The 17,521-nt window shown below is 51.6% G+C and carries 18 protein-coding genes; 1 reads left to right on the top strand and 17 read right to left on the bottom strand.

Going from position 1 to position 17,521, the window contains the following annotated elements:
• Nucleotides 1–752: 752 nt before the first annotated feature.
• The 13 genes from MUG06_RS05470 to MUG06_RS05530 all read right to left on the bottom strand — a co-directional run bounded on the left by MUG06_RS05470 (nt 753) and on the right by MUG06_RS05530 (nt 10,748).
• On the bottom strand, nt 753–1,253 hold the full coding sequence (locus tag MUG06_RS05470; RefSeq protein WP_243077974.1) for a protein disulfide oxidoreductase: 501 nt from the start codon (nt 1,251–1,253) through the stop codon (nt 753–755).
• Nucleotides 1,250–1,972, bottom strand: coding sequence for a DsbA family protein (locus MUG06_RS05475; RefSeq protein WP_243077975.1), 723 nt, complete (start codon nt 1,970–1,972; stop codon nt 1,250–1,252). Before MUG06_RS05475 ends, MUG06_RS05470 begins: the two co-directional genes overlap by 4 nt.
• Nucleotides 1,972–3,972 (bottom strand): protein-disulfide reductase DsbD domain-containing protein, encoded by a 2,001-nt coding sequence (locus tag MUG06_RS05480; RefSeq protein WP_243077976.1) that lies wholly within the window; start codon nt 3,970–3,972, stop codon nt 1,972–1,974. Before MUG06_RS05480 ends, MUG06_RS05475 begins: the two co-directional genes overlap by 1 nt.
• A 45-nt stretch (nt 3,973–4,017) precedes the next feature.
• A complete protein-coding gene (locus tag MUG06_RS05485) occupies nt 4,018–4,371 on the bottom strand; it encodes a hypothetical protein (protein ID WP_243077977.1) in 354 nt (117 codons plus the stop codon).
• 91 nt (nt 4,372–4,462) lie between these two features.
• On the bottom strand, nt 4,463–5,257 hold the full coding sequence (locus tag MUG06_RS05490; RefSeq protein ID WP_243077978.1) for an SDR family oxidoreductase: 795 nt from the start codon (nt 5,255–5,257) through the stop codon (nt 4,463–4,465).
• A gap of 183 nt (nt 5,258–5,440) precedes the next feature.
• Nucleotides 5,441–5,884: a thiol-disulfide oxidoreductase DCC family protein gene (locus MUG06_RS05495; RefSeq protein ID WP_243077979.1), complete on the bottom strand. Its 444-nt coding sequence runs from the start codon at nt 5,882–5,884 to the stop codon at nt 5,441–5,443.
• A complete protein-coding gene (locus MUG06_RS05500) occupies nt 5,835–6,476 on the bottom strand; it encodes a glucokinase (protein WP_243077980.1) in 642 nt (213 codons plus the stop codon). Before MUG06_RS05500 ends, MUG06_RS05495 begins: the two co-directional genes overlap by 50 nt.
• Nucleotides 6,473–6,910 carry a PTS sugar transporter subunit IIA gene (locus MUG06_RS05505; RefSeq protein WP_215846854.1) on the bottom strand — a complete coding sequence of 146 codons (438 nt, stop codon included), beginning with the start codon at nt 6,908–6,910 and terminating at the stop codon, nt 6,473–6,475. Before MUG06_RS05505 ends, MUG06_RS05500 begins: the two co-directional genes overlap by 4 nt.
• 9 nt (nt 6,911–6,919) lie before the next feature.
• Nucleotides 6,920–7,189 (bottom strand): hypothetical protein, encoded by a 270-nt coding sequence (locus MUG06_RS05510; protein ID WP_243077981.1) that lies wholly within the window; start codon nt 7,187–7,189, stop codon nt 6,920–6,922.
• Between the two features lie 64 nt (nt 7,190–7,253).
• Nucleotides 7,254–8,096 (bottom strand): class II fructose-bisphosphate aldolase, encoded by an 843-nt coding sequence (locus tag MUG06_RS05515; protein WP_215846856.1) that lies wholly within the window; start codon nt 8,094–8,096, stop codon nt 7,254–7,256.
• A complete protein-coding gene (locus tag MUG06_RS05520) occupies nt 8,083–9,450 on the bottom strand; it encodes a PTS sugar transporter subunit IIC (protein WP_243077982.1) in 1,368 nt (455 codons plus the stop codon). Before MUG06_RS05520 ends, MUG06_RS05515 begins: the two co-directional genes overlap by 14 nt.
• Nucleotides 9,443–9,757: a PTS sugar transporter subunit IIB gene (locus MUG06_RS05525; protein WP_215846857.1), complete on the bottom strand. Its 315-nt coding sequence runs from the start codon at nt 9,755–9,757 to the stop codon at nt 9,443–9,445. The genes MUG06_RS05520 and MUG06_RS05525 overlap by 8 nt, the downstream gene beginning before the upstream one ends.
• 10 nt (nt 9,758–9,767) lie before the next feature.
• A complete protein-coding gene (locus tag MUG06_RS05530) occupies nt 9,768–10,748 on the bottom strand; it encodes a 6-phosphofructokinase (RefSeq protein WP_243077983.1) in 981 nt (326 codons plus the stop codon).
• A gap of 458 nt (nt 10,749–11,206) precedes the next feature.
• Here MUG06_RS05530 and dld point away from each other — a divergent pair, with 458 nt between their 5' ends.
• Nucleotides 11,207–12,901 (top strand): D-lactate dehydrogenase, encoded by a 1,695-nt coding sequence (dld, locus tag MUG06_RS05535; RefSeq protein ID WP_243077984.1) that lies wholly within the window; start codon nt 11,207–11,209, stop codon nt 12,899–12,901.
• A gap of 218 nt (nt 12,902–13,119) precedes the next feature.
• Here the strand turns inward: dld and MUG06_RS05540 are convergent, their stop codons facing one another.
• The 4 genes from MUG06_RS05540 to pqqD all read right to left on the bottom strand — a co-directional run bounded on the left by MUG06_RS05540 (nt 13,120) and on the right by pqqD (nt 17,521).
• Entirely contained in the window at nt 13,120–13,704 is a 585-nt protein-coding gene (locus MUG06_RS05540) for a YceI family protein (RefSeq protein ID WP_215846859.1), read from the bottom strand.
• A 124-nt stretch (nt 13,705–13,828) separates the two neighbouring features.
• Nucleotides 13,829–16,114, bottom strand: coding sequence for a pyrroloquinoline quinone biosynthesis protein PqqF (pqqF, locus tag MUG06_RS05545; RefSeq protein ID WP_243077985.1), 2,286 nt, complete (start codon nt 16,112–16,114; stop codon nt 13,829–13,831).
• Complete coding sequence (gene pqqE / locus MUG06_RS05550) at nt 16,114–17,256, bottom strand: pyrroloquinoline quinone biosynthesis protein PqqE (protein ID WP_243077986.1); 1,143 nt, start codon at nt 17,254–17,256, stop codon at nt 16,114–16,116. The genes pqqF and pqqE overlap by 1 nt, the downstream gene beginning before the upstream one ends.
• The gene (gene pqqD, locus MUG06_RS05555) at nt 17,243–17,521 is read right to left on the bottom strand and encodes a pyrroloquinoline quinone biosynthesis peptide chaperone PqqD (RefSeq protein ID WP_243078499.1); all 279 of its coding nucleotides are present in this window, start codon (nt 17,519–17,521) and stop codon (nt 17,243–17,245) included. The genes pqqE and pqqD overlap by 14 nt, the downstream gene beginning before the upstream one ends.

A 17,521-nucleotide genomic window follows, 5' to 3' on the forward strand; every position in this document is an offset into this window, starting at 1 on the left:
TGGCTTTGGAAATGTTTTCAAGGGGTTGTTAAGAGAAAAAAGCAGTATAGACCGTAGAAATGATAAAAGCCCTGACTGTGATAGCCAGGGCTTTTAGGGTACTACTTTTTCAACATTTAACATTAATTAACTTAATAGAGACTTACTACTTTCAATACTGCTTTATGAACAAGTTTTCACAGATAATAATGGCTCCTCAGAATCAAACGTCATTATTATTAACGGTTTTAAACCACCTGATAGGCTTTTTTAGAGGCAAAGTCATGTCAGGCCCGGCTAAACTTGCACACCCCATCGCGATATATACTTTTTGATGCGTTGCCTTACTTTCATTACGGCTTTATGAATCAACAAACCCACCCTGCCGTAACGTAAATAACTTAAAAAACATGGCCTTACATCATCGCGATTTACTACAACTTCAGGAACTTCTCAACGTACTCTTACAGTATAGCCTACATCAAACTTTCTGGACTTGATGTAACGGAAATATATTTTCTCTCTCCGTTGAGTTCTAATTTACCGCTTTTTTTAACAGTGTCAACACTGTTTTTAAAGACATGTTTATATGTTCAGCATCAAAAATTTAATTCTTTAAACGCGCTATGTTGCTGTTATTCAACGACGAGAACATGCGTCCTGCGCCAGCCACTTTTTGTCATATATACACGATGAACGTTTAAGGGGCTGGCACTATTTTTGGACTATTCGACTAAAAACAGGCCGTTAACGCATACAAATAACGTATTGATTTAAAAATGAGCTAACCACAATCGGAATTCAAGCCCCCAGCGACTGGTCCAGCCGCTGGTGCTGCTGGTCACTTTCCCTTTATGCAGCACGATAAAAGTCGGCGTTGCCGCAATATCCCAATGTTGCGTCAGCTCCCCTTTTTCATCATTAATGCCCGGCCCGTTAAGCCCCTTCTTACTCATCCACTGCTGCACGCGTGCGTTGTCACCTGAACGCAGCGCCACATTTAACACCGTCTCACCGTTGGCAATCATCTTTGCAACGCTGGGTGTGGTCAGTTTGCAAATACCGCACCAACTGGCCCAGACGTAAATCAGCAGTGGCTGCGATTCGCTGAGTTCCGCCAAAGAAAGCGGATTCTCCTGCATATCTTTCACCACCAACGTGGCAAAATCATCCGGTAAAGCCGGTGCGCGCAAGCGATCAACGCCCCACAGAGCAACGGCAGCAATCAACAATAACCAGACGCCTTCTCGCAGCCAACGCTTGAATCGCATCATTTAGCCGCCTTAAGTGCCGCCTTCACCGCCGTTTCTAGCTGCTCGTAGGGTACCGCCCCACTGATCATGTGATCGCCTACCAGCGTGGCGGGTGTGCCTTGTAAACCCAACTGCTGCGCTAAGGTCAGATTCGTGTTGATGGTATCAAGACTCGTTTTGCTCGGCTCCTGCAAGGTAATGCCCGTTTTTTTCAGTGCGGCTTTAATGCTGGCTTCATCGTGATTGCCTTTTTTCGCCATTAATCGCTCATGCAGCGTCAGGAAGTTTTTCGGCTGCTGCTCCCATACTGTCAGCGCCAGTCGTGCTGAACTGAGTGAGGTTTCGGAGCGATACGGCAGCGGTTTGAAGATCACCGCCACTTGCGGATATTTTTTCATGACGCGCTCAATATCTGCTTCAAATTTTTTACAAAAAACGCAGTTGTAATCGGTGAAATAAACCAGCGTCAACGCGGCTTTCTCAGGCCCCACACGCGGCGAACCGGCGTCGTTATAAATCAGGTCATGATTTTTCACGATCATCTGCTTCACACTATCCTGTTGAGCATGCGCGGCCTGCTTATCAAAAGCATCGGCAGCTTCAGCCAGAATCGCTGGATTCTGCACCAGTGTTTCACGGATCAGTTCTTTGATGCGGGCTTCTTGTTCCGGGGTAAAGGGCGCAGCGGCAAAAGCTGAGGCCGTGCTCAACATCAACGTCAGTAACAGAAACTTTTTCATTATTCTTCCTTGGCATTTTTTAACGTAGAGATCACCGCATCCCGCGACAGCAACGGCGATAAAATGTGGCCTTGCGGTAATGCCGGGCCATAAATTTGATTAAACGGCACTGCGACACTGCCGCGACGTTGCAGGAATTGCCCGATCAGTGGATCGGCATGCGTCCAGTCGCCGCGCAGCAGCACGATATCTTCGGCACTCAACGCGTCGCGCACCTCGGCATCTGACAGCACGCGCGATTTGTTCACTTTGCAGGTAATGCACCAGTCGGCCGTAACGTCGATAAATACCCGCTGGTGATTGGCCTGCGCAGCGGCAATCGCCTCTTCACTTAATGGTTGCCAGTTGAGTGCATCGCGTTCAGACGGAACGCGGGTGATTAACAGCCAGGCCGCCGCCAGCGTCACAGTGAAAAACAGCGCAATCGCCTTGTGCAGCGCCCCACACTTAATGAGCCAGCCGACCAGCAGTAGCATCAACCCAGCGGCTGTTAGCATTACCGCGTTGCGTCCCCAGTGGCCCATCAACAAGCTGAGCAGCCAGAAGCAAGCCATCAACATCATCAATGCCAGTACACTGCGCAGATGCACCATCCAACGTCCCGGACGCGGCAAACATCGCGCCACGCCGGGCAACGCCGCCACCGCCAGCCAAGGCAAACTCATGCCAACGCCGAGAAAGAAAAACAGCAGCCAGAGCTGTGGCAGCGGCGCGGTCAAGGCGTAGGCCAGCGCGGTGCCCAGAAAAGGTGCGCTGCACGGCGTTGCCAGCAAAGTGGCAAACGCGCCTTGGGTAAAATGCCCCAGCAAGCCGTTGTTACCGTGCGTCGCCAGACGGGTATTCAGCGAGGATGGCAGCCGTAAATGCAGCAGATCAAACAGGCTTGCGCTGAATAAAAAAGTGACCAACACCATGAAAATCAAGAAGCCAGGGCTTTGGAATTGAATGCCCCAACCCAGCGCCTGACCACTTAATCGCAGCCCGCTCATTAGCAGCGCCAGCAGTAAAAACGAGGCGATAATACCGGCGCTGGAAGCCAGAAATTGCTTCCGCGTCTGAGCGCGGCTCAGCGACTGCTGCTGCACCAGCCCGCTGAGCTTGATCGCTAACACCGGCAACACACAGGGCATGAGATTGAGGATCAATCCACCCAACAGCGCCATCAAGGCGATCACTAAAAAGTGGGTGCTGTCTGACGACAACAGCGCGTGTTGGCCCAGTATCGTTTCGCTCTGCTGAGCAATCCCGCCGTCGGCAATCACCAGTGACACGGTTTCACCGACCAACTCCGGCGCGTTATCGCCCCACTCATCGCTGACCGGTACTCGTGCCTCCAACACCGTGCCATCAACATTGATGATCGGTTTACCCATCATTGCGCCGGCAGGATTATCAAAAAACAGTTCAGGCTGTTGCCATCCTGCCTGGCGCTCGGCACGAATTTGCACTTCATTCGCGACGTAATGGGCTTGCAGCTTGTCGGTTAACCCCGATGACACGGGAACCTGGCCCATCGCGCGGGCATAGTCAGTGGCAAACTCTCTCTGAGCGGGCTGCGTGAGATCCAGCGAAAAAGCGTAGTCAGTGAGGATACAGACGTTGGAACAGGTAGATAACGTGAGCGTCCCCGCCAGGCGGTCGCCTTGCAGATTACTGATGGCTAGCGGCAAACTGACATCGCCGTGATAACCCTGGGTGGTCAGTCCTGAGACATCAAAGCGGGCGGGTGTTGGCCAATACCAGCGGCTTTGAAGGGTGGATTGCTGCCAGCGAATGGTTGGCGCAACACCGCCTTCGCCTGGCGTACGCCAGTAAGTTTTCCAGCCCGGTTGCAGCCGAATATCCAGTAGTACCTGTTGCGTATTGTCGTGTGGCGCGCTGCGCAGCCGTACTTCTGCATGCGAGTTCTGCGCATCACGCAGCCAGCCGCTGTCTGCCGCATGCACCGCGGGCAAACTCACCGCCAGCAGCAGTAGCAAGCTTCTGATAAAAATAGTCATGATGTTCTCCGAAAAAAGTGAATTAACGCGGGATAAGCGCGCGTATCACAGTCGGAAAACGCAGAAAGTCAGATGTCGCCGTCGAGGCGCTAGCGGAGAAGAAAGTGTAAGTGCACTGCGCAAAATCGGCAGCGTAATAGCGTGGGACATTACCCACAGCATCAGTAAAACAGGCAAGGCGAGATCGAGTAGCGGCGTATGGCCAGGCAAAGATTTTGCACTGAGCGCGCAACGGCTTTCGCCCACCAGGCTTTCATTCGTTTGCGAAGCGGAGAGAGTTGGCTGAGCAGGTACAGGTGGATTCACCACGCGCTGCACCGTTCTTTCAACCACGCAAAGCGCCAGCAGCAGGCAAGCCACCACTAAAATCCATTTTGCGCGCTGTTGCGAAATCTTCATGATCGGGTCCAAAAGAAAAGTGTGCTTATGGTATGCATTCTGACCCTAAGCACAACCCGTCGCTGTGTAAAATTTTGTCGAGTTAACGTCATCAGACGATATCGTCAACCACTCCCCCATCTACGCGGAGAGCTGCACCCGAGGTCGCCGATGACAAAGGTGAACAGACATAAACCACCATGTTTGCCACCTCTTCTACCGAGGCAGCGCGCTGAATGACCGAGCTAGGCCGTTGCGCCATGACAAACTCTTTCGCCAGCGTTTCGAGTGATTTACCGGTGCGTTTTATTTCATCTTCCATCATGCTGGCGAAGCCGTCTGACAGCGTTGGTCCCGGTAAAACGCTGTTCACGGTGACGCCCGATCCCGCCACAAATTTAGCTAAACCGCGCGCCAGCGCAAGCTGTGCGGTTTTGCTCACTCCGTAATGCACCATGTCTGCTGGAATATTACGTGCTGATTCAGAAGAGATAAACACCACGCGGCCCCAGCCTTTTTCGACCATGTGAGGCAATAAAGCACGCGATAAACGCACGCCAGACATGACGTTGGTTTGCCAGTATTGTTCCCAAAGCGCGTCATCGATGTCATAGAAATCTTTTTGCCCGTAAATGCCCGCGTTATTGACCAAAATATCGATCTCCGGCAAGCCTTTCAGAAGCGTGTCCACGCCTTGCGCGCTGCCGAGATCGGCAATGGCACTGTGAATTTTCACGCCCGGCACGGCGGCATTCAGCTTCTGCTGCGCGTGAGCGAGGGTGGCTTCGCTGCGTCCGTTGAGCACGATTTCTGCGCCGCATTCAGCTAACCCTTGTGCAATAGCAAAACCAATGCCGCCCGTTGACGCGGTCACCAGGGCGACTTTTCCGCTGAGATCTATTTTCATGCTGCACTCCTGTAAGTGGCTAAAGAATCGATTTTCTTGGTAAGAGCCTGGCTGAAAGAGAGAAAACAGCATTGTTCGAACATGCTTTGTAACCCATCTTGCTGGCCGGTTACAAAACGTTGAGCCTTTTGAAGACCCGTTCAACAGCAGCAGAAAACGCGGACCGATTCCCCGTCAGCAAACCTATTCAGCGCTTTTTTCTTTTTGATGCAGAAAACGGCCCGGATAGTCGGGTGTAAGACTATGCTGGCTGTCGTAGCGGCCAAACAGCTTGTAGCGATTGAGGGCGATGCGGTCGTAGGCGAAGTTGCTGATGCTGTCGGGAAAGTGGCGCAGCACGCTGAGAAAGCGCCACGGCCCAGCCATTTTCTGCATAACGCGAAACACCGCTTGCGCACGCAGCCAATGCTGTTGATCGGCAATATAGACAATGGTACTGACATTTTCTTGCGGTAAACCGGCCCACTTCAACAAGGTTTTACCCTCTTCACTTTGCACTGAGGCAAAACGAACCTGCCGCGCCACACGATGACGCAGCAGGAAATTTACCCAGCCATTACAGAGTTTGCAGACGCCGTCATAAAGCACGACGCTCTCGCCCGGTTGCAGATAAGGCGGTGGTGACATGATCATCCTCTTTCACGCGTTCACTCAGAGGAAAAGTGTAGCCTGTTGTCGCAAGTTGGTGGCGCAACCATTTAACGGCGCGTAGCTGATCGGCCTCTTGCGAACCCACGCGTAATACCGGCCCAAGCGCCATCGGCTGGGCTTGCTCCGCCAACCGCCGCAGCTCAGGTAAGTATTCCGCGCCCGGATGGCCTGGCATACGTTGCGCGAGTCTGGATTGATAGCGCGCCACCGCTTCATCGGGGGTAATTTGCAGCCACAGCTCCAGCACTTCGCTTACGCCCGCCTGCTGCAACCCCTGTTCCAGCACATGTTTAGGCTGAAAACCAAACCAGGCATCAATCAGAAAAATGCACTCTGCAGGTGCCTGACCGACTATTTGCCAAATCGCCTGATAGGCCGCGCAGCCCAGCTGCCGATTGCGCTGGCGATCCACGGGCGCGAAGCTGGCCATAAAGGGCTCTTTCACGCTGTCGAGGGTCAGCACCGGCAAACCAAACTGCTGCGACATCAGCCGGGTTAAGGTGCTTTTACCCGAGGCAGGAATGCCGTTTATCAGCACCACACGTTTTAGGGGAGTTTCATGGGTCATAAGATGGCGATGACCTCCGCGACGCTGCTGGCCTGACGTAAGCGAACCAGCGTATCCTCATCCTCCAGCAACGATACAATGGCGCGAATGCCCTCTTCGATATGCGCATTGCTGTCGCGCGCGCCAAACATAATGACAATATCGGCTTTGTCGCTGCCTTCAAATGAGATCGGCTCAGAGAGCAAAATCATACTAAAACAGTCGCGGATCACACCGGTTTCGGGTCGGGCATGGGGAATCGCAATCCCCTCTTCAAATACGTAATAGGCGCCGTGCGTTAGGGTGTTGGCAATTACCGCTTCCGGGTAAGAGGCTTTGACGTAGCCTCCGCTGACCAGCGGTTGCGCCGCCATAGCGATAACCTGACGCCAATCCGTGGCGTCGATGCCAACCTGAATCGCGTCTGCCTCTTGCAATAACTGTTTAATCGTCATTACGGCTCCTTAAATCGATTTGCGAACAACATTGCGCAATTCATCGATTTTGACAAACAGCGGATCAATTTCATTGCGATAACGTCGACTTTTCGCAAATACCGTTAATGCACGGTTATATTCCAGCATTAATTGTTTCTGCGTTTCGCCATCGCGTGGATTAATAGCCAGCTTGTTTTCTAATGCCGTTATTTTCTCACGGCTTGATTCAGCCAGACGATCCTGCTCTTCCTCTTGCTGGCTATTATTTGCCGCACTCTTTTTCATGAATCCAAACATAGCGTCTCCCGCCCCGAATGGTGCCGGGGCACCTCAGGTTAATGCATCATTTAGGATTAAAAAATTAACGGAATAACTGCATCTTCTCGACTAATACACTCGTGACTGCATCATTAGCCGGGACGAGAAAATTACGTACGCTGTCGTTCACTTTGCCTTTTTCAAAGGTATTTTTGCATTGGCTTACCCATTGCACATTCATTTCCGTGCCGACATTCACCTTTTCAATACCGCTGCGGACGGCTAACCGCATATCTTCATCACTGACGCCAGTGCCACCGTGTAACACCAGCGGCGTGCGCGTCGCCTCGGTGATCTCAGCTAAACGTTGATGCTGAATGTGCGCCTTGCCGGTGTACAAGCCGTGAACCGTGCCAATAGAGATAGCCAGCATATCCACGCCGGTTTCATCGACAAAACGCTTGGCGTCATTCACGGTGGTGAACGCAATCTCCTCCATCGCCACCACTTTGCCATCTTCCGACCCGCCAATCGCGCCCAGTTCTGCTTCAACAGAGACATTTAATGGCCGCGCCATATCAATCACTTTACGGGTATTCGCAATATTCTCTTCGATGGATAAATGCGAACCGTCATACATCACAGAACTGAAGCCGGTATCAATTGCCAGTTGAATGGAGTCGAGGTCAGAACAGTGATCTAAATGCAAACAGGTTGGAACATTTTTACTTTCTGCCAGCGATTTAATCGCATCAACCAATAATCTGTGCCCAAGATATTTTGCGGTGCCGGTCGAAATCTGAATCATTAATGGACTGTTGGTTTTTTCCGCCGCTTTGAAATAAGCGGGCAACATCTCAAGGCAATGTAAATTAAACGAACCAACAGCTTTGAATTCACGGTCTTTAGCGATATGTAACAGCTCGGCGAAATTATAAAGTTTCATGAATTTTTTCCTCTTGCGGCTTAGTGGGTTTTCCGTTAACAAACCAGGCAATAGCGGTAATAAAGGCAATAAACAGGGCGACGAACAGCCAGTTATTTTGGAACGCATGTCCCAGAACCAAACCGGTGCTGATGACGTCGGAATCGCTGAAGGTGACACCGGTGAAGCCGTAGCTTTCCAGCATCGGGACCAGAATTGCAGGCAGAAGGGTAATAAACAGACCGTGAACGAAGCCGCCGATTATCGCACCGCGACGCCCGCCCAACGCATTACCAAACACGCCTGCGGTGCCGCCTGCAAAGAAGTTGGTCAGCAGGCCTGGCAGGATCATCGCCAACCCAAACATCGGGAAGACGATCATGCCGACCACCGAACCCAGCGTGGTGGCCAGGAAGCCAACAATCACGGCATTCGGTGCATACGGGAACATCACCGGGCAATCAAGTGCCGGTTTGGCATCAGGTACCAGACGCATGGCGATGCCACGAAACGCAGGAACTAACTCGTTAAGCAGGAGACGCACGCCGCTGTACAGCACAAACACCCCAGCAACGAACTGGATAGACTGCATAAACGCATACATCAGGTAGTTCATGCCGTTGCTGTATTGCGCGATAAAAGCCGGGCCTGCGGCGACAGCCGGAATCAGGTACATCGGCACCATCACCACCGCCATCGCTAAGTAAGTGTCTTGCAGAAACTTGAAGTTGTCTGGCAGTTTGAGGTCTTCGGTTGAGCGCGATCCTTTGCCGACCACTTTCGCCACCGCCGCCGTCACCAGATAGCCAATGGTGCAGAAGTGACCGAGCGCGACATCGTCAGAATCCGTAATACGTCGTACCACCGGTTGTGCCAGCGCAGGCATAACCACCGCCATGATGCCGCCGAAAATGCCGCCAGTAAGGATCAGAGGTAAGCCTGTCAGCCCCGCTTTATAACCGATGACAGCGCCAATTGTGGCCATCCACAACAACGCTTGTCCGGTCAGGAAGATATATTTGAACGGGGTAATGCGCGCAATGATAATGTTGACGATGAAAATCACCAGCAAGGTCAGTGCCACTTCAGAACCCAGTTCGCGGTTCGCTAACCCGGCGATGGCAGCCACATCGGTGATATAACCCTGCATGCCAAAGCCGTGCGTAAATATGGTGTTCAGGAAGGTTAATGTGCCGACAATGATATTAATACCGGCCATCATAATTAAGAACCCCAGCAGGGTTTTAAAGGTGCCTTCCACCACCTTCCCTGCAGATTTTTTTTGCAGCAGCAGACCAATCAGGGCAATAAAGGCGATCAGAATTGATGCCTGCCCTAATAAGTCTTTTACCAGGAAATCAATCACACTATTCATGGCTAGGAACCTTCATGTTGTGTTCTTTTAAAAACGCCACGAGCTTCTCCTCAATTTCCGTTTTATCGGTGAGCTTATTGAGAATAATGACGCGTTTAATCTGTTCCGGGCTGGCGTCGGCATTCAATACATCAGCAAAGGCTTTTTGCGTTAGAATGATGTCGGATTTAAAGGCGTTGGCTTCAGATATGGTGGTGTGATCAATATCCGCTTCAATTTCCAGTTTCTTTAATACCGATTTAGCGCTCATCTCAATTGCAAAACTGGATCCCAGACCGCAACCACAAACACATAAAATTTTCAGCATGGTGTTCTCCTCACAAGATATTCAGTTGTTTAGCGAGTTTATAATGGTGCCCTTCAATATCGACCAAGCGTTTCTTCATGCTTATTAAATCAATGGGAATCGGTTTATTGCTGCCATTAATAATGACCGCTTTATTCCGCATTCCAGATTGAATACAACGAACCACTTCACTGGCCATAATGGTGCCTTGGTAAATCTCTTCACAGGTAGGATCACCATTACGCAGACCGTAACCGATAATGGTTTTGCGAATACGCACGCCAATCATCGGTTCAAGCTGTTTAATCAGGGTATCGATCGCCCCTTGAAAACCAGGAGAATATTCGCGGGTGTAACCTTCTGAACAGAGGATCACCACGCTGTTCTGCGCGGCCAGTCGCTGCGTAATACGCTCAGCCAACTGCGGCGTGGGGATTTGGCATTCTGGAATCAGCGCAAAATCCGCATTGGATTTAATCGCGGATTGCAACGTTAATTCCCCGCAATAGCCACCCAGCAATTCCACCATAAAAACGCGACCGGTTAACGCGCGGCCAGTATTCCGCAATTTCGCCACTTCTTTTAAAACTTGTTCGCAAGCCGTAGAAAACCCGATGGTGTAATCACTGCCAAACACGTCGTTATCGATGGTCATGCCGACGCCAAAACAATTAACGCCAAATTCACTGAGTGTATGCAAAAATTGCAGTGAACCATCGCCACCCGCCATCACTAATACATCAATGCGTAGCGACTTCAGCTGGCGCGCAATTAATTCATATTCGCTGCGTACTAATTTTTTATCGGTCCTGCCAGACTGCATGACCGGAATTGAGGCGATTGAAAAATCCATTAAGTCGCGTTGGGACACGTCCTGATGACGATTGGCTAATAAACCCGGTATGCCGCCGTTAAATAACACCATATCCGCTTGCGCCATCCGACCCATTTGGAAAATAAAATTATTAATGCCGGTAACATCACCACCGCTGATCACCATCCCAATTCTCATGTTGGACACTCCATTGGCTGTATTGCGTCTGGAAATCATTGTTGCGGGATAAGAGCTTTGTATTTGCAATGGAGATCACATTAATGACAGGAATTTTTAAATGCAGAGCGTTGACAGCAGGTTTTCATGACTGATTTATGTGATGATTATCACAATATGAATCTCAGGTTAAATAATAAAAAAACATTACACATCAATAGATTAACCATTAATAACTTCGCGCGATTTTTTAACACGTGCTTTCTCTTTTTTCGCTTTAACAGCACAATTCAAATTTGTGATTTTCACCTCATTTTCAGCGGTTCAGTCGCTTATTTATCCAATTTCTTGTCCGCCCTCATAATTAAAAACAGCAGGGGTAAATAGTGCCTAAAACCTAATTTAGCGCCGATCAATGATTGACTTGCCCCAAGGTCAGCCTGTCCAATAAGGCGTTTATTCACTTCAGAAGAGAAATCATGACGTCCTCGCAGGAAATGCTCCGCCAACTGGGTGAGGTGGTCGGCGCTAAACAGATATTGACCCATCAGGATGATAAAGCCTGGTACACCAAAGGATTCCGGGTTGGACGTGGCGAAGCCTTTGCCGTTGTTCTGCCACAAACGCTGTGGCAACTGTGGCAAACGCTACAAGTTTGCGTTGCAAACGATGCCATTATCTTAATGCAGGCTGCCAATACTGGCGTGACGGGCGGCTCGACGCCGGACGGCAATGATTATGATCGCAATGTCGTCATTGTCAGTACGCGGCTGTTAAAAGGCGTGCAGGTTATCGATCAATCGCGTCAGGTGATCGCCTTCCCTGGCTCCACATTGACCGAACTGGAGAACATTTTAAAACCGTTGGGACGCGAGCCGCATTCAGTGATCGGATCGTCCTGCATTGGGGCATCGGTGATTGGCGGTATTTGCAATAACTCCGGCGGCTCTCTGATTCGACGTGGCCCGGCATTCACAGAAAAATCGCTTTTTGCGCGTATTCATGACGACGGTCGGCTGGAGATGATCAATCATCTCGGCATTGCGTTAGGCGATACGCCGGAAGAGATGCTGCGTCGTCTTGAGCAACAAGAATTTACCACCGGCGATCAGCCTGACTGGGACGGTAAAATCTGGGCTGATGATTACGCCGATCAGCTGCGCGATACGCAGGCTGACAGCCCTTCTCGCTTTAATGGCGACATGCGTTACCTGCATGAAAGTTCGGGCAGCGCAGGCAAAGTGGTGGTGTTTGCCGTGCGTCTGCCGACGTTTGAAGCCAGCCAGCAAAGCGATACATTTTATATCGGCACCCAAGATGAGAAAGCGCTGGTGGCGCTGCGCCGTTATCTATTGGCGAACATGCACGAATTACCGTTACAGGCTGAATATATCCATCGCAACGCGTTTGATTTAACGGTGCGTTACAGCAAGCACATGTATCTGGCGATCGGCAAGCTGGGCGCACAGGCACTGCCCGGCTTGATGGCCAGGAAAGCCAAGTGGGATGTACGCGTCAGTCATCTCAAATTTCTGCCCAGAAACAGCATCGATAAAATGCTGCAATTTTTTAATCAGGTCACACCGCGCTTCGTTGCGCCGCGCATTCTTGATTACCACGCACGCTTTGAACATCATTTGATGATTAAAGTTGAGGCGCAGCAAACGGCGGAACTGCAGCAGTTGCTGGAAAATTTCTTCCGCGATCAAAACGGCGAGTTTTTCCTCTGTAATGCACGCGAAGCCGCGGATGCGTTTCTGGTGCGTTTTGGCGTGGGCGGCTGCACTATTTCGTATTGCGATTATCTTGGCTATAACCCGGATGAGCGGTTAGTGGCGTTTGATGTGGCTCTGCGCCGCAACGACGAGAGCTGGCGGCTGGTGTTGCCGGATCATCTGGCTGACCAGGTTCAGGTGGATTCTTGCTGTGGGCATTTCTTCTGCTTCGTCAATCATCAGGATTACGTGCTAAAACCTGGCGTAGATGCGAAAGCGTTTAAAGCGGCGGTGATTGAGGTATTGGAGCAGCGCGGCGCGAAATATCCGGCGGAGCATAATGTCGGGCATTTGTACCACGCATCCTGTGAGCATGAGCAGCACTGGCGTCAGTTGGATCCGACCAATAGCTGTAATCCGGGAATTGGCAAAACCAGTAAGAAAAAGTATTGGGGCTGAAGGCAAGAGTAGCTGGCTGGCCCCCACCTCAATCCTCTTAAGTGCGAGGTCGTTTGTCCCCCACCTCAATCCTCCCCCATAAATGGGGGAGGAAGATGCTGCCCTATGCCAGCTATTTACCTGCATGTGGCAGCGTCTCCTTCCCCCGCTTCGCGGGGGAAGGCCGGGATGGGGGCCAGCGCGCAGATGAGGTCGTTTGCCCTAGAGCAAACGGCGACTTACTTACCGTAAGCTTCAGTCGAAATCGTCAGCGTGATCTCATCGCTTACCGCAGGGACATACTTATCCAGCTTGAAATCAGAACGCTTAATAGTGCCGGTGGCATCAAAACCAATTGCCTGCTTCTTCACCATCGGATGCATCGCTTGCTGATTCAGCGTGGCATGCAGCGTAACCGGTTTAGTGATGCCTTTCAGCGTCAGATTACCTTCTACATCAAATTTATTGTCGCCTTTCGCCACCACTTTGGTGCTGTGGAACGTCGCATTAGGATATTTAGCCACGTCGAAGTATTCCGCGCCTTTAAATTCTTTGGTCAGCGCCGCAACATGACTGTCGATTTTGCTCACCGGCAGCGTAACGTCTACGCGTGATTGCTCAGGATGATCTTTGTCAAACACCAGCGAACCCGTTGAGTCAGGGATATCGGCGGTTGGATGTGAAAAACCAAAGTGTGTCCAGGTCGCAATAACCGAAGTGTGCTCAGGATTGAGCTGATAATGCATGGCTTCCGCCTGCGAGAAAGGGACATACAGGCTGGCAACAGCTAACAGTGGCAGCGCAATGCGCTTAACGTTTTTCACACGACATTCCTTATTAAAAAACAGATTCATTAGGAGTGTCGTCTAATATGGCAGGAATAAACAGTGAAGAGATTTGCTGATATTTTTCAAATAAATTCAGCAATATCGCAGCGTGGCTATCACATTAACGTCCAGCCGTAAAAAGTACCCGCCAGCGGCGACGCTGATTCGTTAAACGAGTATGTAACTGTTGCAGATCGTCTAACGTCAGCGCATCAATGCTTGTTTGCGTCAAATCGTGCAAACCCTGCTCCCTTCGCAATGCCGTTAAGGCCGCATTGCTCTCATCAACACGGAGCTGCGCTTTTAATGCTTCGATATCCAGTGTAGCGATCTCATTGTCCAACGAGCGTAAGAATCTTTTGCAATGCTGTAACAACCTACCGACGCTAAGGTTGGGTGATTGCAGCGCAAACAGTACGCCGTCGTGATCCGCGCTACGTAAATAACGGCTACTCACCACGTAACCGATCTGCTGTTCCACCCGTAAACGCTGGAAAAAACGCGGTTCATAGATCTGCGCTAAAGCACGTAGTGCCGCGAGCGGGTGTCGTTGATCTAGGGGGATAAACAGTAACAACGCGTTATCGCGACCAGGATGCTCAATGCGCGACACACAACTGCGTGAAGACACATGGGCACTGCGCAGCAGTGGATTAACGGGCAGTGAAAACGTGGCTAAGCGCCGTGCAATGACGTGGTGCAGAGCTTCACTTCCCCCGCACAGCACGGCCCGCCAGCAGGTCGGGCCACTTGCAGAAGTTAAGTGCTGAGGCAACCTCTTCAGCAGCTCACGAATGGCGATGCTTTCAGGTTGCTGCGGATCACTACCAGAACGATTATCCGCGAGCGCATCAGCAACCTGTTCCAGCGCCCAGTCCGCAAGCTTCTGGTTATCCGGCAGGCGAAGAGTCAACTGCCAAACGCCCTGCGCTTCCCCCCATTCACCGCCGCCGCCTGCATGGCGCAACGTGGCAAACAGCGGGCGCAGTCGCTTCGCGCACGCCTCACCAGACTCAGCGGAAAGATTACTGAAAAATTCAGGACGCAGAATCAGGGTTGCTGCTTTGTCTGACGCAAGGTGCAACAGCGTCACGGCAGCGGTTGGCAGTGGCGAGCAGATGAGTTCGGTTTTTAGCGGATAAAAAGCGAAAGCGGTAACAGCAGATTGACGCTGTGGCGCTGTTTCTCGCGGCGCTAAGCTAAGCTCAAACCCTTGGGTTTTGACGCTTTCGCCCAGCGCTTTATTTGAATAAATGGCATTCGAGCAAAATAGCGTAGCGGAAGGCGCAGCCTGCAATGCCGCGATAAAAGCGTGAAACCTTTTCGGCTCGGCTGGCGCAAACCCCAACACGCGCTGACGCAGCTGCTCCAGCGGTGACAGCGCGTTAAAACGCTGCTGCGCCAGTTGCAGATAATGCATCTGCTGTTCTTCACAGGTTTCCCCGATAGCCTGTAAAGCGTGTTGCACGCTTTCACTCAGCCGATCGGGCTGCTCGGTGGTGAAAATCGCCACCAGCCAAAGCTGCTTATCCGATTGATAAAGCCACTTCAATTCGATTTCGCTGGCAATACCGCGCTGGCGCAAAGATGCCATTAAACCGCCGGGCGCATCATCCAGTAAAAACTCACGCAATAACGTGACGTTGTCACTCCATTGAGCATCTAAGATCCACGAATGCCAGTATTGGGCTACGCCCTCGCTCAGCATGGCGTGCGGCTTCATTTCAGGGAGTAATTGCAGTGGCGGTACAGTGAGTTGAACCTGACCTTGCGGCAGCGTTTCAGCAAATCGCTGCGCCAGATGCGCCAGGTCATCTAACGATTGTGGTCCCTGCAGCCAAAGCTGCAGGCTACTGGCAACGTAAAAATGCTGATGAAAATCACGCAGCGCCTGCTGCAACGCGACAACGTTAGCGCCAAAGGCATCCGCGCTACCTATTTGAAAGCGATGAAATGTTTGTGGCTCAGCGACCAGGCTAAACAGCGCCGCCTCAGCCTGCGCAGGCACGTGATGCTGAAGTAAGCGATATTCAGCATCAATGACGGCCATTTCCTGTTTGATCGCCGCAGTTTCAAACAAGGGCGCGCAGAGCATATCGTGCAACCGCGCTAATCCATCCTCAAATCGATCCGCTGTGATTTCAAAAAAATAGGCGCTGCGCCGCGCCAGCGTGGTGGCATTAACACGTCCGCCGTTAGCCTGAATCCAGCTCATCAACCGATCGCGATCGGGCCAGCGCTGGCTACCGGTAAACAGTAAATGCTCCAGCAAGTGCGCTAAACCTGGCCAGCGATCCGGTTCGTCATGACTGCCCGCCTTAACCTGTATCAACGCTGCCGAATCGCGCGCATCGGGTTGATGCACCAGCGTCACGGCTAATCCATTCAGGTTCAGGCGGCGAATCATCAGATGTTACGTGACTTATAAATCAGCTGAGAATTGCTGCGGTTACGGAATTGCAATTGACCAATTTTGATATCACTGCAATCCGCTTCGCGACGGGCTTCAAGAATTTTGCCGTGATGCGGCGATTTGCTGCAAACCGGATCGGCGTTGTCCGCATTGCCGGTAAGCATGTAAGCCTGACAACGGCAGCCGCCGTAATCCTTCTCTTTTTCATCGCAAGAGCGGCAAGGCTCCGGCATCCAGTCGTAACCGCGATAACGATTAAAACCAAACGAGTTATACCAAATGTCATCCAGGCTCTGCTCAAGCACCGAAGGAAACTCAACCGGCAGCTGGCGCGCGCTGTGGCACGGCAGCGCGGTGCCTTCCGGCGTTACGCTGAGGAAGATCGCACCCCAGCCGCCCATGCAGCCTTTCGGTCGCTCTTCGTAATAGTCGGGAGTAACAAACAGCAGATTGGTCAAATTACCGCTTTTACTCATGCGCTGGCGATAGTCGTTAACGACGCCTTCTGCCCGCGCAATTTGCTCACGCGTGGGCAATAAACCTTCGCGATTGAGCTGTGCCCAGCCATAAAACTGGCAGGTGGCGAGTTCAACATCATCCGCTTCCAGCTCAATGCAGAGATCGATGATTTTGTCGATCTGGTCGATGTTATGGCGATGCAAAACAAAGTTCAGCACCATCGGATAGCCGTGCGCTTTCACCGCTTTTGCCATCTCCAGCTTCTGCTGAAAGGCTTTTTTCGACCCTGCCAGTGCGGCGTTCAGCGTTTCATCGCTGGCCTGAAAGCTGATCTGGATATGATCAAGCCCGGCGTCAGCAAACGCATCCAGTTTGTTGTGCGTCAGGCCAATGCCAGAGGTGATCAGGTTGGTATAGAAACCTAAATCGCGGGCGGCACGGATCAGCTCAGGCAGATCTTTACGCACCAGCGGCTCGCCGCCGGAAAAGCCCAGCTGCACACTGCCCATGGCACGCGCCTGACGAAACACCTCAATCCACTGATCGGTGGTGAGCTCTTTTTCTTGCTGAGCAAAATCCAGCGGATTCGAGCAGTACGGACACTGCAGCGGGCAGCGATAAGTCAGCTCCGCCAGTAGCCATAGTGGCGGATTGACGCCGGGTTTAAGCGGGTTCACGGAACTGTATCCACTTCTGTTCATAGGCTGATTGCAGGAATTCTTTTACGTCCGCGCCAACGCCACCCGCTTCCGGGAAACGCGCATCAAGCGTGGCAATAATGGCTGCAATATCTTGCTTGCCATCGACCAGCTCCAGGATCGCGACAGCGGTTTCATTCAGCTTGGCCATGCCTTCAGGATAAAGCACCACATGGCTATTCTGCGCGGCTTCCCACTGCATACGATAGCCGCGACGAAACGCGGCGATAGTGTTGTCATTCAT

This window comes from Pantoea sp. MQR6 (assembly GCF_022761075.1).
Classification (GTDB): domain Bacteria; phylum Pseudomonadota; class Gammaproteobacteria; order Enterobacterales; family Enterobacteriaceae; genus Pantoea; species Pantoea phytostimulans.

Bases quoted from the DNA above. Each gene is read 5' to 3' on its own strand.
- MUG06_RS05470 (WP_243077974.1), bottom strand. From the start codon at position 1,253: ATGATGCGATTCAAGCGTTGGCTGCGAGAAGGCGTCTGGTTATTGTTG.
- MUG06_RS05475 (WP_243077975.1), bottom strand. From the start codon at position 1,972: ATGAAAAAGTTTCTGTTACTGACGTTGATGTTGAGCACGGCCTCAGCT.
- MUG06_RS05480 (WP_243077976.1), bottom strand. From the start codon at position 3,972: ATGACTATTTTTATCAGAAGCTTGCTACTGCTGCTGGCGGTGAGTTTG.
- MUG06_RS05485 (WP_243077977.1), bottom strand. From the start codon at position 4,371: ATGAAGATTTCGCAACAGCGCGCAAAATGGATTTTAGTGGTGGCTTGC.
- MUG06_RS05490 (WP_243077978.1), bottom strand. From the start codon at position 5,257: ATGAAAATAGATCTCAGCGGAAAAGTCGCCCTGGTGACCGCGTCAACG.
- MUG06_RS05495 (WP_243077979.1), bottom strand. From the start codon at position 5,884: ATGTCACCACCGCCTTATCTGCAACCGGGCGAGAGCGTCGTGCTTTAT.
- MUG06_RS05500 (WP_243077980.1), bottom strand. From the start codon at position 6,476: ATGACCCATGAAACTCCCCTAAAACGTGTGGTGCTGATAAACGGCATT.
- MUG06_RS05505 (WP_215846854.1), bottom strand. From the start codon at position 6,910: ATGACGATTAAACAGTTATTGCAAGAGGCAGACGCGATTCAGGTTGGC.
- MUG06_RS05510 (WP_243077981.1), bottom strand. From the start codon at position 7,189: ATGTTTGGATTCATGAAAAAGAGTGCGGCAAATAATAGCCAGCAAGAG.
- MUG06_RS05515 (WP_215846856.1), bottom strand. From the start codon at position 8,096: ATGAAACTTTATAATTTCGCCGAGCTGTTACATATCGCTAAAGACCGT.
- MUG06_RS05520 (WP_243077982.1), bottom strand. From the start codon at position 9,450: ATGAATAGTGTGATTGATTTCCTGGTAAAAGACTTATTAGGGCAGGCA.
- MUG06_RS05525 (WP_215846857.1), bottom strand. From the start codon at position 9,757: ATGCTGAAAATTTTATGTGTTTGTGGTTGCGGTCTGGGATCCAGTTTT.
- MUG06_RS05530 (WP_243077983.1), bottom strand. From the start codon at position 10,748: ATGAGAATTGGGATGGTGATCAGCGGTGGTGATGTTACCGGCATTAAT.
- dld (WP_243077984.1), top strand. From the start codon at position 11,207: ATGACGTCCTCGCAGGAAATGCTCCGCCAACTGGGTGAGGTGGTCGGC.
- pqqF (WP_243077985.1), bottom strand. From the start codon at position 16,114: ATGATTCGCCGCCTGAACCTGAATGGATTAGCCGTGACGCTGGTGCAT.
- pqqD (WP_243078499.1), bottom strand. From the start codon at position 17,521: ATGAATGACAACACTATCGCCGCGTTTCGTCGCGGCTATCGTATGCAG.